At 45.4% G+C, this 15,631-nt stretch carries 12 protein-coding genes and 3 tRNA genes; 4 read left to right on the top strand and 11 right to left on the bottom strand.

Annotated features, from left to right (window positions below; translation table 11 throughout):
- Positions 1-217 precede the first annotated feature (217 nt).
- The 7 genes from A0256_22545 to A0256_22515 form a co-directional block, all read right to left on the bottom strand.
- Positions 218-799 carry a hypothetical protein gene (locus tag A0256_22545; GenBank protein ID AMR34025.1) on the bottom strand — a complete coding sequence of 194 codons (582 nt, stop codon included), beginning with the start codon at positions 797-799 and terminating at the stop codon, positions 218-220.
- Position 800: 1 nt separating this feature from the next.
- Positions 801-1,940 carry an alanine dehydrogenase gene (locus A0256_22540; GenBank protein ID AMR34024.1) on the bottom strand — a complete coding sequence of 380 codons (1,140 nt, stop codon included), beginning with the start codon at positions 1,938-1,940 and terminating at the stop codon, positions 801-803.
- A gap of 21 nt (positions 1,941-1,961) precedes the next feature.
- Positions 1,962-4,115: an aldehyde oxidase gene (locus tag A0256_22535; protein ID AMR34023.1), complete on the bottom strand. Its 2,154-nt coding sequence runs from the start codon at positions 4,113-4,115 to the stop codon at positions 1,962-1,964.
- A 1-nt stretch (position 4,116) separates the two neighbouring features.
- Positions 4,117-5,097, bottom strand: coding sequence for an FAD-binding molybdopterin dehydrogenase (locus A0256_22530; protein AMR34022.1), 981 nt, complete (start codon positions 5,095-5,097; stop codon positions 4,117-4,119).
- A complete protein-coding gene (locus tag A0256_22525; GenBank protein AMR34021.1) occupies positions 5,094-5,735 on the bottom strand; it encodes a 2Fe-2S ferredoxin in 642 nt (213 codons plus the stop codon). The genes A0256_22530 and A0256_22525 overlap by 4 nt, the downstream gene beginning before the upstream one ends.
- 188 nt (positions 5,736-5,923) lie before the next feature.
- Positions 5,924-6,184 (bottom strand): hypothetical protein, encoded by a 261-nt coding sequence (locus tag A0256_22520; GenBank protein ID AMR34020.1) that lies wholly within the window; start codon positions 6,182-6,184, stop codon positions 5,924-5,926.
- A gap of 424 nt (positions 6,185-6,608) precedes the next feature.
- Positions 6,609-7,409 carry an NIPSNAP family containing protein gene (locus A0256_22515; protein AMR34651.1) on the bottom strand — a complete coding sequence of 267 codons (801 nt, stop codon included), beginning with the start codon at positions 7,407-7,409 and terminating at the stop codon, positions 6,609-6,611.
- Between the two features lie 360 nt (positions 7,410-7,769).
- Between A0256_22515 and A0256_22510 the strand changes: the two genes are divergently transcribed.
- Complete coding sequence (locus A0256_22510) at positions 7,770-8,960, top strand: hypothetical protein (protein AMR34019.1); 1,191 nt, start codon at positions 7,770-7,772, stop codon at positions 8,958-8,960.
- 3 nt (positions 8,961-8,963) lie between these two features.
- On the opposite strand, the gene A0256_22505 is transcribed toward A0256_22510, so the two are convergent.
- The 4 genes from A0256_22505 to A0256_22490 all read right to left on the bottom strand — a co-directional run bounded on the left by A0256_22505 (position 8,964) and on the right by A0256_22490 (position 13,700).
- Positions 8,964-11,516, bottom strand: a complete 2,553-nt coding sequence (locus A0256_22505; protein ID AMR34018.1) for a hypothetical protein — start codon at positions 11,514-11,516, stop codon at positions 8,964-8,966.
- Between the two features lie 102 nt (positions 11,517-11,618).
- Positions 11,619-13,118 carry a DEAD/DEAH box helicase gene (locus A0256_22500; protein AMR34017.1) on the bottom strand — a complete coding sequence of 500 codons (1,500 nt, stop codon included), beginning with the start codon at positions 13,116-13,118 and terminating at the stop codon, positions 11,619-11,621.
- Between the two features lie 276 nt (positions 13,119-13,394).
- A tRNA-Leu gene (locus A0256_22495) sits at positions 13,395-13,478 on the bottom strand.
- Positions 13,479-13,616: 138 nt separating this feature from the next.
- Positions 13,617-13,700 (bottom strand) — tRNA-Leu (locus A0256_22490).
- A gap of 158 nt (positions 13,701-13,858) precedes the next feature.
- Between A0256_22490 and A0256_22485 the strand changes: the two genes are divergently transcribed.
- The 3 genes from A0256_22485 (at position 13,859) to A0256_22475 (ending at position 15,519) form a co-directional block, all read left to right on the top strand.
- On the top strand, positions 13,859-14,296 hold the full coding sequence (locus tag A0256_22485) for an SIGNAL peptide protein (protein ID AMR34650.1): 438 nt from the start codon (positions 13,859-13,861) through the stop codon (positions 14,294-14,296).
- Entirely contained in the window at positions 14,293-15,312 is a 1,020-nt protein-coding gene (locus A0256_22480; protein ID AMR34016.1) for a hypothetical protein, read from the top strand. The genes A0256_22485 and A0256_22480 overlap by 4 nt, the downstream gene beginning before the upstream one ends.
- Positions 15,313-15,443: 131 nt before the next feature.
- Positions 15,444-15,519 (top strand) — tRNA-Lys (locus A0256_22475).
- The last annotated feature ends 112 nt before the right edge of the window (positions 15,520-15,631 follow it).

Here is a 15,631-nt window from a genome sequence, read left to right as displayed (position 1 = left end):
TGCGAAGCGTTTTCAGGTAATCCTCTGTTGAATATGAAAATCTCTCCACCCTCTTTGCGTAGCAGAGAGGGTCGGGCAGCGCTAGCGAACCCGGGGTGAGTCCAACTTCGAGCGAACAATTTCTTCACCCTCTTTGCGTAGCAGAGAGGGTCGGGCAGCGTTAGTGAACCCGGGGTGAGTCCAACTTCGTCTAACAGCCCCTCAAAATGATCCTAAATTAATCCGTATCCAGCTGGCTATAATCTTCAGCCGTATCGATATCGATTATGCCTTCGTCAAATTTAACAGCGAAAACATCCTGTGCCTGGTTTTTGAGTAGCAGCCTGGCGCCCTCATCACCCTGCAATTCTTCCAGTTTGTTAAAAACCGAACGGTCAAATAAAGCAGGCACTCCCACCGTGTTTTTGTAAGCCGAACCAATGATGGTTTTACCAGTTGTTCCTCTGTAGTGAAGAAGTGAATTAATCAGTTCCGGAGTAACAAACGGCTGATCGCAAAGCATAATGACCGCAGCATCAATCGTCTTATCTTTGGCAATTTCGTTAATCCCGAGTTTTACGGATGATGCCATACCGCTTTGCCAATCCGGATTAATAACTATCGTAAACTTACCGGGAACAAGAGTTGATTCAATCGCATCTGCATTTGCCCCTAATACCAACACCACCGGGCTGCATTCGGACGCAATCGCGGTGTTGACGGCCCGCTGCAATAGGGTCTCTCCTTTGTAGATCAGGTTTTGTTTCGGCTTCCCGAGCCGCCTTGAAGCGCCGGCAGCGAGAATGATCAGGCCCGCCATACTAGTTGTTAACGGCGATTGGCTGTGGCGCATGAATAGGCACCGGCTTATATTTTAACGAATAGCCTTTACGGGCTGATAGCACCGCCTTTATTTCTGCCATTACTGATAGGGCAATCTCTTCTGCCCCTTCCGAGCCTATATCCAAACCGACCGGACCAAAGATCCTGGTCATTTGTTCATCGGATACTGTTACACCCTGGTCCGCCAATTCATCCAGCATTCTCAGCAGTTTCTTTTTGGGGCCCAGGATGCCGAGATAGGAGGGGTTAAGAGGGAGTAAGTCCTTTAACAAAGCCATCTCGTACAGGAAATTATGCGTCATCAGTACAAAGGCGGTGTTAGTATCTATAAACAGGTGGGCTAAAGCTTGTTCGGGCCTGGCAACAATCACCTTTTGTGCAGATGGGAAACGTTCCGGCAAGGCATAATTAGGTCTGCCATCTATAACCGTAACATCCCAACCCAAAACACCTGCTAATTGGGCAAGCGGCATGGCATCATTACCCGCCCCAATAATTACCAATGCAATTTGAGGCTTTACAAGCTCGATGAATGCGGTATAGGCAATATCACCCGGGTAAGTTTTATTTTCAGACCGACCAGATGTATACACGGCTTTGGTATCGTCCATCAGGTTGTCCCGGTGGCTGTAATGCTCCATACGGTTCTCTAGCAATACTTCGCCGGTTAAGCACAGGCAGGTTCCGGGTTGCGCCGCCTTGCGGTTTGCCAAAGAGAATAAGGTAACCAGCACCGCATTTTTACGATTGCTGATAACAGCTTTCAAAAACGCGATCGGGTTATTGGCGTCTTCGCTGATAGGCTCTATCAGGATATGGATGATGCCGTTGCAGCCCAGGCCAACGCCCAGTTTGGCATCGTCATCATCCATGGTATCATAAGTAACCAGCATTGGCTCCTGCTGCAAAATAACCAACCGGGCTTTACGCAAAGCGTCGCCTTCCAGGCAGCCGCCGCTTATGGCACCGGTAAGCTGTCCGTCTTCGGTAATGAGCATGCGGGCACCAGCGCGCCGATAGGCAGATCCCTCTACCAAAACTACGGTGGCCAGCGCCGTTTCTTTGCCCTGCTTTGCAGCTTTATCGTATGCTGCAACTATATCTATGATCTCCTTCATCCGAAGTGTAACACGGTTGTATTATATAAGTTTGTCTGGCGTGATAGGCAAATTGCGAACCCGTTTACCTGTTGCGTTGTACACTGCATTTGCAACGGCCGCTGCCATACCGATCAGCGCAATTTCCCCCATACCTTTTGCACCGATGGGATTGATATACGGATCTGGTTTGTTGACGAACATGGCCTCAATTTGCGGAATATCTGCACTTACAGCGATGTGGTAATCGGCAAAATTGTTGTTTACATAACGGCCATAACGATGATCGATCACACCTTCTTCCATCAATGCCATACCAATACCGCCAATTGCCCCGCCAACAACCTGGCTGCGGGCCGTTTTAGGGCTAATGATTTTACCCGAATCGGCAACGCAAACTACTTTATCCACTTTAACCACACCGGTAGTTGGGTGCACCAGTACTTTAACAAAATGCACCGACCACGATTGCATAGAGTACTTTTGATTGTTTGGACCGCCTTGTGATTTGGTAAGCACCTCCAGCGATGGCAGATTTTTATCCTTCAGAATCTTTACATAATCAGGTTTATCAGTGCCACCAGCGCCTAATAATTGCTGGAATTTTTCCTTCAAAACCGTACAGGCATCAAAAACAGCCGAGCCTACGGTTGAGGTGATGGAAGATCCGCCCTGCATAGGTGCATAGGGCAATGATGAATCGCCCATTTCAAATTTGATTTTTTCCGGGGCAATATTCATTTGTTCTGCAGCTATGGCCACTGCCGCAGTACCGGTTCCCGGGCCAATATCGCTGACAGCAGTTTGCAGTGTCAACGTGCCGTCGCCTTTAAATACAGCTCTTACCACTGCAGTATCACGGTAAGCTCCAAACATGCCGCCGCCCATACCATAGCCAACCCGCCAGCCGTTTTGCATTTCGGAACCAGCTTCTGCTTTGCGCTCCGCCCAGCCAATTTGTTTGGCTCCCATCGCGTAGGCTTCATCCAGGTATTTACTGGAGAACTCCTTTTTGCTATCCGGGTCGGTTTTGGCGTAATTCTTTAGTCTAAGTTCTATTGGGTCCATCCGCAAGGCGTAAGATAATTCATCCAGTGCAGATTCCAGGGCAAACGCCCCGGTAGCATGGCCCGGCCCGCGCATCCACGTTGGGGTATTCACATCTACCGATACCAGCTTGTAACTGGTGTTTACATTAGCGCAGGCGTATAATTCTTTGGTAGAGTTGATGGGCTCTTCAGAAAAATCCTCGTATGTGGAAGTTTGCCCGGCGGCCTCATGCGTTATGCCTACCAGTGTACCATCTTTTGTAGCACCAATCCCGATTTTTTGCCAGGTATGTGGGCGATAGCCTACCGATGTAAACATATCCGGCCTGCTAAGCACCAGTTTTACCGGGCGTTTAACTACCATTGCACCTAATATTGCGGCAATTTCGTGTGGCCAAACCTGTAAGGCGCTGCCGAACGCACCGCCTACAAATTGTGAATTCACCTGCACGTTTTCTGGTTTTAACCCAAAAGCTTTGGCAATATCACCGCTTGTGGCTTTTACGCCCTGGGTTTTATCCCATACGGTGAGTTTGTCAGCCGCATCCCAGCGGGCAATAATAGCGTGCAGCTCCATAGGATTATGCACTTCTGTAGGGATAATGTACTCCTGCTCCAGCTTTACCGGGGCAGTTTGCCAGGCATCTGCTGTTCCGCGTACATAATCTTTGCCAACAGCTTTGGGCTGTTCGCCTCTGTCCATACCGGCAGGCGGTTTGGTGTCATGTGCTACTTTATTATAAGTGGCTTTTACCAGCGATGCGCCATATTGGGCACGTTCAAAAGTATCGGCAACCACCATGGCAATAGGGTGGCCGTTAAAAAGTACCTGGTTATCTATAAATACTTTAAGCGATCCAATTTTTGCATTTGGCTTTTTGGGTTTGGTGGTTTGAAAGCCCGGTACCTTTGGCGAATTTAAATAAGTGACAACTGCCAGCACGCCAGGTGCTTTTTGAGCGGCAACGGTGTCTATACTGGCAATAGAGCCTTTAGTAATGGTACTGCCTACCAGCACGGCGTAGGTCATTCCCGGCAGTTTGTATTCTGCTGAATATTTGGCGGCACCGGTAACTTTTGCGCGGCCATCTACCCGGCTCATGCCATCGGCTGATGAAGGGATGGCTGTAATTAATTCCTGTTCCATGTTATACTAAGCCTCCCGCATGTTTTAAAGCCTCGGTAATAGTAGCCGGGGCAAGTTTTAATTTAAATGCATTATGTTCGCGCCCTTTTGCGCCTTGCATGGCTATTTTAGCTGCAGCTGCAAAGTTTTCTTCGGTAGGTGCTTTTCCTACCAGGGCTTTTTCGGCATCAAATAAGCGCCAGGGTTTATGGGCCACTCCGCCCATTGCGAGGCGGGCCTTTTTAATGACCCCGTTTTCCAGTTCTAAAGCCGCCGCAACGGAGATCAGCGCGAAAGCGTAAGATTGCCGGTCCCGCACTTTAAGATAATAGCTGTTTTTTGCGAAATTGTTATCAGGTATATCTACACCAATGATCATTTCTCCAGGTGCCAGTTGATTATCTTTTTCGGGGTTGGCATCCGGCAGGCGATGGAAGGAGGTGAATGGCATACGCCGTTCACCGGCCTTGCCTTTAATGATCACTACCGCATCCAGCGCAGCAAGGGCAACACACATATCGCTTGGGTGTACAGCTATACATTGCGGACTGGTCCCAAAAATAGCATGCATACGGTTGTAGCCACCCATGGCACCACAGCCTGTGCCAGGCTGGCGCTTATTGCAGGGCATTGCAGTATCATAAAAGTAAGCACAGCGGGTACGCTGCATCATATTGCCACCTAAGGTTGCCATATTGCGTAATTGCGGCGATGCACCTGCTTTTAAGGCCATGCTTAAAAGCGGATGTTTGGTAGTGACCAGCGTGTTGTCAGCTACCTCGCTGTTGAGCGCCAGTGTACCGATATGCAAGCCGTTAACTATGGTATTAATGCTTTTTAAAGGAAGCCGGTTAATATCTACCAGTTTATCCGGTGCGGTAACGCCGCGTTTCATCAGGTCTACCAGGTTGGTACCACCGGCTATGATCTTCACACCCGGTTTTACGATAGCATCGAGCACCGCGCTTTGTGTGCCTGGTTGTAAAAATTGGAACTGTTTCATACGGTTAACCCTCCCTGTTTAACTTCCTGGATAGCATTTACAATATTTGGGTAAGCACCACAGCGGCATAAATTCCCGCTCATGTATTCCCTTATTTCGCCTTCTGAATTGGCATGCCCCTCGCGGATACAAGCCACTGCCGACATGATTTGTCCCGGTGTGCAATATCCGCACTGGAAACCATCATGTTTCAGAAAAGCTTCCTGCATAGGGTGCAATTCTTCGCCTTTGGCCAGTCCCTCTATAGTAGTTACTTTTTTGCCGTTTACCATAAGCCCCAGTGTAAGGCAGGCGTTTACCCGTTGCCCGTCCACATGAACGGTGCAGGCCCCACATTGGCCATGGTCACAGCCTTTTTTGGTTCCGGTAAGGTCAAGCTGTTCGCGCAGGATATCCAACAGGGTGGAACGGGGCTCTACAGAGAGATTTTGCTGTACGCCATTCACTTCCATTTTTAGCGGCATTTTTTCAAATACGGCTGCTAACTGCTCGTCCATATGGCCCGTAGCTGCTTGCACAACCGTGGCGGGCGTTAAGGCTGCCGCTGTAATAATTGATGTTTGCTTGATAAAATCTCGACGCGTTCCATTTGAAAGGCACTCGCTCTCAGCGACTGTTTCCGGCTTTTTTTCGGACATAAATATTGGAATTAGATTTGCGAATTCAAGTTACCAATAATGCGGCCATTCAGCTACCTAAACTGCTAAAAAGAATCAGTCTATATAACGGGAACGCTATTATTGAAATCCTTGGGGCTGGTTATTAAACAGTTGCAATATAATATCGTTTGCAGCTAAGCGGAAAATGTTAAGAGAGAAGGAAGGTGCTATTCTAAATCATCGTCTTCATCTTCGTCATCCTCTTCGGGCACGTAAGCGGTGATCGCCTGGCCAATGCGGTTGGTTTCCTCGTCGTTATCAAACATGGGCGTTTCTGTATCGGGATCCAGTTTTAGCCATAAGTTTTCAGTGTCTTTCTCTATTTTGCCAAACTCGGTGCCGGCTTTAAAAATGGTATATACGTTATCTTCTTCGGGGAAAACAGAATAAACTACTCCACCCACCAAAACGTCAAATGGCTCTTGCATAAATTATCGTCTTTTTTAAAAGCTGCAAATTTACCAAAATTACCATGGCAATATGCCGCGGACATGTAAAAATACGATTGAACCGCCTTCAAAACTTGTGTCGCTATTTTGGGATATTTTAGAACCTCGTCGCAATTTACGCACTCCAAATCCAATATCGCCATAACCCCCCTCTTTGCGGAGCAGAGAGGGGGTAGGGGGTGAGTTAACCTACGACAAGATCTCAAAGGGGCAGCCGGACTCACCCCGAATGCGCTATCGCTGTTCGACCCTCTCTCCGCTACGCGGAAAGAAGGTAAAAATTGTATCAAAATCATGTTTCCCCTCTTTGCGGAGCAGAGAGGGGGCAGGGGGTGAGTTAATCTGCGACAAGATCTCAAAGAGTCGAAGTAAATTCACCCCGAATGCCGCCGGCTTGCAAAACTTATATCTGCGAGTAAGCAGTAGGCACCAGCAGGGTAGAAGTGATCTTGTTTACCAACAGCGCGTCGGCATATTCTGGAACGGTGCTGATCTTTTTCCATTGTGGATCACCTCCAAAAGCTTTCCAGTGCGCATTTTTTGCGTCAAGGTCGTCAAAAGTTACCATATAGGTTAGGTTGGGCCGCAGCGGACCGATGATGGTTTCACCCCAGAATACCGGCTTAAAGCCCAGTCGTTTAAAAATGTCAATCTCTCCCTGGTCGTTGAACATCTCAATTTTCTTTTTACCGGCAGCTTCGCTGGCGCTCTGGTATTGTCTTAATTCAAAAATGCGAGGCGCTTTTTCTGGTACGGCTAAATTAGGACTGTGTTTAAAAGCCTTCATCAATGAGCTTTCTATACGTTCGTAAGCTGGAGCCGATGCCGGAGCATTGAGGTAAGCCGCCGCCTTGGTTTTAAAAGCTTCATCCTTTTCGGTTTTTTCAGCAACCAATTCCATTTGATCGAGGCTGGTGAATACCGTTAATACGTAAATTTTTGTTTGGCCTTCCGGCTTTAGCTCGGTGAACACACCAACTTTGGTAACGCCATTGCGGTTCATGGCTGGTATTGCGGCATGCTCAAGGTAGTCCTCCACCAGTTTTTGCTGCGTTTCGTTCTTCAAAGTATAGGTACGCAGTTCATAAAAGTCGGTACCGCGACCGGCCAGTTCAGTAGCGTCAGTGGCTTTGGTTACAGAAGGAATAATACTTGCGGCTGCACCGCTAATTAAGGTCGTTTTCACAAATGAGCGTCTTTTCATTTTTGGTCGATTAGTGCGGCAATATACAATAATTTCGGATGCGGTCTTTTTGATTTCGGTTGTATTAGTCGGCAGGTTTGGAAAGGTGAAAAGAGTAAAAGCTTGTTTCAAGCCTGTTCGAAAAACCTGTTCCACCATAATTTCCGGAAAAATTACAAATCTATATAAAGTGCTGTTTAATAGGTTTTTACGTGATTTAACTAAATAACAGGGATGTTCCAATCTGTTCCATTTTATTTTCCAAATAGCTGATAATCAAAGTGATGTTCATTTTCGGTGTTCCACATTTCCGGAATGGAACAGCAGGCTATCTGTAAAATTTAGTTTTGTATTTTAGTAGCGCAAACCAATTTGCATAATTTGAAAATACTGATCCTCAATAACGATTTTAGGGTTTACTGGAAAGGAAGGCTTGTTTTTTTACGGGAATATTTGGCAGGGTATAACATAAGCCTTTACGCTGTGGAGCTTTTTGGTACCGGTTCGCCGTATGCGTTTGACAGCTACGATAACAAAGAGGAGTGGTGGACCTGCCTGTTCCCCAATCAAAGCGCCGAAGACCTTTCCCCGGCTACTATCGCCGAACGGCTCTTTAAAGTAGCCGACGAGCTGAACGCCGATGTGATCATTGGCCCATCCATTGTGTTTTACGCCGGAGCCCTGGGTTTACGCTGGGCCAGGCGACACAACAAGCGTTTCATCATGTTTGATGATGGCAAAACATCGCAAATAAAGCGCAACCCGGTAGTGCAGTTTGTTAAAGATCTCCTGATAGGCCAATCGGACGCTTTATGGCTGCCAACACCTGATTATGATAATGAGTACACCACCTATCATCAAAAATCGTCCATAATCTTTTACGGTTTCGATACGGTAAACAACCGACTGTTTAAAAATCCCGGCAAACCAAAACTGGATAATAAAACCATTATTTGTGTAGCCAGACTAGTACCCGTTAAAAACCTGGATAACCTTTTGCGCGCCTGGCAGGTGGTACAAAACGCCGGCACCAGCTACGAACTACTGATCATTGGTGACGGACCGGAACAAGCCAGTTTAGCCGGTCTGCGGGATGAGCTAGGTTTAACTACAGTAAAGTTTTTGGGTGCCGTGGATAATGATCAGATCCCGGAATGGTATCACCGGTCTGATGCATTTATACTGGCCAGCCTTTGGGAAAGCTGGGGCCTGGTAGTAAATGAAGGGATGGCTGCAGGATTACCCATGCTGCTGAGCGATAAAGTAAACGCCGCGCAAGGATTGTTAAAAGAAAGGGTTAATGGATACCGCTTTGACCCATTGGATATGCAAGATATGGCAGATGTTATTTTGAGATATATCCGGCTGCCTTTAAGCCAAAAGGAAAAAATGTCGGCTGCATCATCGAACATTATCGATGACATGAGTTATGATAAAATGGGTGAGCAATTGCTGTATGCAATAAACCTCCTGCAAACCCGCAAGATCAAACGTCCGGGTATTCTGGCGCGATTCATCATGGCCCGTTGGAACGGAAAATATAATGTAGGCAGTTGGGATAAGGCACAGTAAGTATTAGTACCTAAAGCCTAAAGTAAAATATACCAATGTTCCCTCCGGACTTTTCCCCAGCACCGCTTCAAAAAGAAATGCATGGTAAGGGGTGAGGAAAACGCCGCCCCCATAGGTATTGTGGACAGTGTTTGATTTTTCTCCTTTAAGCCAAACCCGGCCTGTATCATCAAATAATATTACACCCACTGCTGATGGCAGCAGGTAATTGTGGAAGTCAAATAGTTTGGCACGAACTTCGGCATTGTTGTAAAGCATACTGTTGCCTATAAACCTGCTGGTGTGATATCCGCGAAGACTCAGGCCACCCAGATTCATCATTTGGTAAAATTCTCCTTTGCCAACCATGGTGCCCGCTCCAATCCTGTCGGCGAACACAATAGTGGAATCTTTTAACGGTGCAAAAAATGTAAAGGTAGATAGGACAGAAGCGGTGCTATGGTCGGCAACATTGATGCCCGTTAGACCCGTTAGGGTTGTTTTCCACACCAAGCCTTTGCTGGCAAACTGCTTGTTGTTACGGGTATCAAGCGTGGCACCTGCAATAAGGCCGGTGTACAACTTGCTGGATAATAAATTAAGTTCGGGGTGCAGCTGATTATATTCGCTTAAAAAATGGTCTTCATTGTTTTCGGCGTTTGCTGTGTAATATTGGGCTATTATGCCACCGCTAATTTGCCAGTTTTTGTATTGGTGTGCCAGCCTTGCATCGGCCACGGCATAATCATAGCGGTTGCGGTAATATCTGAACTTTTTTTGTCCCTCATTTACAAACTCCCCAACATTGCCCAAGCCAAAAAAGTTATTGGTGTTGTTTGGTCCGCGTAACACAGCGTTGATTAGCAAATCTGTTTTACCAATACCCTGTTTAAACTCGCCGTTGTAATTGAAGATGAACGAATGTCGTCCAAGAGTATAATTTACCTTTAATTGTTGCAAACTGGCGTAGGGTTCTTTTTGGAAACCGTATTTAACGTAGTTTAACCCGGCTACTAGTTGCAAGCCATCCTCTGTACTGTAACCTAGTCCACCCGATGGGGTAATAGTATTGTATTTATTTTCGGGATGCTTGTACCGATTGATAGCAGTATCTGCAGAAAGTTTTAAATGAACATCAGAGCGGGATGGTAAATTGTTGGGTTGATCTTTACGGTCGTAAATGTACAGCTTGCCGCGACTTTTTAAGGCGGTATCTATCTGGTAAGTGTCGGTATCGTTGCCACCGATCATTCTAACCTTAATAGCGAGCGGTTTGCTGCCCTTAACTTCAAAAGTATTATTTCCATCTAAACCGTACAGACGAATCTCTGTCGTCTTTTTACGTTTAAATGTTCGTTTGTAAATAGTTTTTTCGGTGCTGTCTTTTTTAATTTTTTTGATCACCACCTGTACATCACCGTCTTCCTTACTGGTGATTACAAATCGCTCATCTTTGTTGGATGCGGGCACTTCTACCAGCTGCGCTAAGAAGCGATAGTAGCTGAGGCCAATTTTTTTCATGTTGTCCCGGCGTTTTTTAAATGTTTTAATGATGCCTGGGCCAGAGACTGCATATACATTTGCCGGCATCAGCTTCACCGAGCGGGTGATCAGTTCGTTGCTCAATGCGTTTTGCACATACGCAATTTGCTCCTCCCAATCTTTTTGATTCAGCTCATTTAAAAAATAAAGGTCAAAAGTTACCGTATTGTAATTGAAAAGGTCCACCCGCCTGATGTGATCGGTATAGGGCTGCAGATTTGGTTTTATGAGCGAGCCCACTGTAAAGAAAATACCGCCGGTATTGTAAAATACTTTATCACGGTCGCGTGGGATAGGTTCGTAAACATCGTCATCGATTTTGTTTTTCTCCCAGCGCCACTGCCCGCCATGGCGGTCCCAGTCGTTCACTACCATATCAAATAAGCGGGCACGAAGCACCAGTTTCTGATCTACTTTTTTATCGTTATTTTTCTCCAACTTTTCTTGTAAGTCTTCAGTTTTGATCGCCTTTGAACCATCCGGGGCACCGCGCTCCTCAAAAAGGTAAACCTGATTAGCAAACTCATCATGATATTTGCCCAGGTTGGGGTCGTCGCCTACATATACAATGCTAGGGTTGCTGTGCTGTAAGCCTAAAGCATCGGCCATAGGTGGTACGCACAAAGCCGAATAAGGGTGCCCGATAGAGCCGGCATCAAGCATCAGATCCTCAACAATTGTATGTTTGTAAATAGCGGGCTGGTCTCGAGAGGTGGTTTTATTAACTGAGCGAAGTACCCACTGGCGTCCTGTAGGGTCTTTTAACTGCAACGAGGTGGTTTGGTTACCGCCGCCTATGTCGGTTATTCTAAGGCCCCCTTTTTTTGTAGCAAGGTGTATAATCGGGATAGTAATTGGCTGCGCCCAAACTTTGCGGTAATTAGTGCCTAGCAAAATCCTCTTAATCTTCCCGGCTTTTTCAAATTTATCATTAACAACAATAGTGATACTATCTCCGGCTGCGTTTTTTTGGGCAGCAGCAATATACGTTGAAAAGATAAATGAAATTACAATAATTAAGGTTTTGTAGCTCATAAGCACGGGAAATATTTAGCATCTGCAAGTTACGCTACTGTTAACATACAAGCATATTATTTTGTTCTGCTTCTAAGCATTGCCTTCCGGCGCACCATGATGTTAAACGGCTACTCTTTGCAAACCCCGTCGCTGCATTATTTTTTCTACAAGAATCTTTAATTTAGACCGATAATCTTCATCAAGCCAGTCGCGATAATTTTTGGTAACCTTACCCAGGCATTTGCAATATTGCTTTATACGCCAAGCAATTTCTTTTTGTAACTCATCAGTGAGTTCAAGCGCTTCACTAACCGTACCTGCATTTTCCACGCACATTAATACATGTTGCTTGATAGAATCACGAATAACAGTTTTAGCCTTTTGCCCGCCTGCCAATGCTTTCTCATAAGCCTGTTGCACATCGAAAGCAATTTCCAGGCTGTTTGGGAATTTAGCACGTGAGTCTGAAGGCATGCTATGCGCTTCCTGTGTTGCCCTTGCGCTAAAAACTTCGTAAAATGCCTCCGGATGGTTAAACACCTGAGCCCAGTCTACCGGATTATTCCATTCGCCAAATCTGTCCGTATTATTACCCAGGTCGATAATAGAGAATGTTTTTTTCTGGGGCAACCGTCTTGATCCACGTCCGATCATCTGGTGGTACAGTGTAAGCGAAGTGGTAGCCCTGTTTAAAATAATAGTTTGTACAGTTGGCTCGTCAAAACCGGTAGTTAAAATGGAAACCGAACTGAGGATTGCACCTTTAGTAGTTTTAAACCATTTCAGAATTTCTGCCCGCTCTGCTGCCGGCGTTTGATTATCCAGATGCCTTGCTTTATAGCCCGAATCGTTAAATAGTTTACAAACGTTTCTAGACGTAAATATTCCATTATTAAAGATTAGCGTCTTTTTATTTTTCGAATGCGCTTCATAAGCGTGAAGCAACAGATCCAGCATGGCTGGTGAAGAATAGAGTTCATCGGAAGTACTCACTGTAAAATCGCCGTGGATGCCGGTTTTTAAAGTATTCAATTCAACGTCATAACGCCAATTGCTAGGCTTGGCCAAATAACCTTCACTTATCAAGTCGCTTATGGTTTGGCCAGTCAACAATTCGTTGTAATACTTACGCATAGGCAGGTTAACATCAGAGCTTAACGGCGTTGCTGTAACACCGATGATCCGAGCATTCGTAAATTTACTCAACAGTTTTTGGAATGAGTTATGATGAGCTTCATCAATGATCACTAGTCCTACATCTTCAGTGCGCATCAATCCGTCCCTTATGCGATTTTTAAGGGTTTCTACCATGGCCACGTAACAGTTTAAGCCGGATTTGCGCGGAATGCATTTTACAGTGCTATTGATCACCTTATTATTCACCCCTAGCTTTTTTAAAGTAAGTGAGGTTTGACCGCAGAGCTCCAGCCGGTGAGTAAGCACAACTACTTCTTTACCGTAAGTTTTTAGAAAGCGGTCTGCAATTGCCGAAAATACGCGGGTTTTACCCCCGCCTGTAGGTAGCTGGTATAATAGGCGGTAATTAGGTTCACAAGTTTCCAGCCGGTTGAATATCGTATTCAGATCTTTTTCCTGGTAGTCGTAAAGGTTGTAATCCATTGGTTTTAAATTCCCTTAAGGCAGGAACTATGATTATAACCAACAGAAATTGTAATTGTTATGAAAATAAATAAATTATAACTTAAAGATAATCAGCAGGAAATATAATTAAGCAACCAAGAAATATTAGCAGAAACCTTGCCACAGCATAATTTCAATTCAAATTGGCGAATCAGATGAATCACAAATTCCGATTCAATCTATCTCACTTGCCGAAAGCTAAAAAGTTTTTCTTTTTGGTTATCGCAGATCAGCGACCATCCGATAATAAATAAGTGCCCAGAACGAGATTCGAACTCGTACATCCTTGCGAATGCCACCCCCTCAAGATGGTGCGTCTACCAATTTCGCCACCTGGGCCTGCTTAAATATTTTTTGAGAGATTCTAGATTGGAGGCCGAACTAAAAACGGAACTTATCAACAACCTGATTAGAAAAATGAGATCTGAGAACAAGTCTCAAATCTCATATCTAATATCTCAAATCTTAAAAAGGATGTGCCCGAAGAGAGACTCGAACTCTCAAGAGACAATTCTCAACGGCTTCTGAGACCGCAACGTTTACCAATTTCGCCATCCGGGCATAGAACTACCCGCAATCTGATTTGCCTAAAGCAGCTCTTATTGCGGGCTGCAAATATAATCCTTTAAGGTATCCGATTATAAATAATTACAAAAATATAGTTGGCTTTGTAAATAGGCGGGTAAAGGCTAACTTCGATGTTAACCAATTATAAAGTTATGTTCAAAAATAGTGTTTTAGCGCTGCTGTTTATGTTGACATGCAAGCTATCCGTATCGGCACAGAACGCAGATGCAATTTTAGGCAAATGGCTTAATGCCAGCGGTGAAGGGCAGGTGCAGATCTATAAGCGAGGTGACAAGTTCTTCGGTAAGCTGGCCTGGTTAAAGTTTCCTAACGACGCTGCCGGCAAAGCGAAGTTGGATGCACATAATCCTGATAAAAGTTTGCAAGGCCGACCGGAACTGGGTATTGAGCTTTTAAAGAATTTTGCTTTCGACGGCGTGAATGTGTATGAAGACGGTACTATTTACGATCCAAAATCCGGTAAAACTTATAGCTGTAAAATGACGCTGAACGGCGACGTTTTAAAAATTCGTGGCTATATTGGCATTTCCTTATTTGGAAGGAGCGAAAACTGGACCCGTATAAAATGAAATTAAAAACAATAATTTGCGCTTTGATGCCGGTGTTGGCTTTCCTGCCTGCAATCACAAAGGCACAAGCAATAGCCAGGCTTCATCAGCCGTCCACCGCCAGCATTCGCGGCCTTTCGGTTTTAGATGATAAAATAGCCTGGGTAAGCGGAAGCAGGGGGAGTTTTGCTATCACCACAAATGGCGGAAAAGACTGGGCCTGGCACCAGGTTAAAGGTTTCGAGAAATTTGATTTTAGAGATGTAGAGGCCTTTTCTGATAAAGAAGCTATCGTGATGAGTTCCGGCTCGCCGGCAGTTATACTTAAAACTACCGATGGGGGCGAAACCTGGCAGGAAAAATATCGAAAAGCGGATAGCGTTTATTTTTTAGATGCGATGGACTTTGCTGATGCCAGGCATGGCTATATTATGGGCGACGCTATAAAGAATGAATTTCTGCTTTTGGAAACCAAAGATGGCGGTAGTACCTGGAACCAGGTAAAGGGGCCAACTGCTGTAAAGGATGAAGCGGCTTTTGCCGCCAGTGGCACCTGCCTGCGGGTTTACCCAAACCAAGTAGTGATAGCAACGGGTGGAGCGCAAAGCAGATTGCTTACATCTGTTGATCTGTCCCTTAAAGATTGGACCAGCGTGGCGCTGCCGCTTACCAATGGTAAACCCTCCCGCGGCGCATTTTCATCTGTAAGGGGGGGCAGGCAAACCATCGTGGTTGGCGGTAACTATGCAAAAGATACGGTTGCAGATTCTGTAGCGTACGTGCTGCCATTTGGAAAGTTCGGTGTGAAAATGGGTAGTCCGAAGGGTGGTCCGGCAGGCTTTCAGTCTTGTGTTGAGCATCTTACGGGCAAAATCTTCTTATCAACAGGCACTTCCGGGAGCAATATTACAACAGATGGTGGGCAAACCTGGCGCAAAATCGATAGCAATAGTTACAACGTTTGTAGCAAAGCGAGGCATGGCAGCCTTGTTTTATTGGCAGGTGATAAAGCTAAAATAGGTATTTATACGCCTTAGTGGCTGATAATGAAACCCTTATTTTTTACTTAAAAAATATTTTAAAATAGGTTTGCAGGGAATAGGTAGAAACTCTATATTTGCACCACTTTAAAACGAAGCGCTAACAATAACGAAAACTTTTAAAGTATGATTCCGTAGCTCAGCTGGTAGAGCATTACACTTTTAATGTAGTGGTCCTGGGTTCGAATCCCAGCGGGATCACAAAGTCATCAACTGATGATATCGAAAACCCTCTAAACTGCTTGTTTAGAGGGTTTTTCATTAATTACCCCATTGATAACCTTTATTAAGGATCAGTCCGAAAAGTTGGGGGAAA

Source organism: Mucilaginibacter sp. PAMC 26640 (genome assembly GCA_001596135.1).
Classification (GTDB): Bacteria; Bacteroidota; Bacteroidia; order Sphingobacteriales; family Sphingobacteriaceae; genus Mucilaginibacter.
The sequence above is the reverse complement of the archived record's forward strand: the minus strand, read 5'-3'. Positions and strand labels throughout refer to the sequence as shown.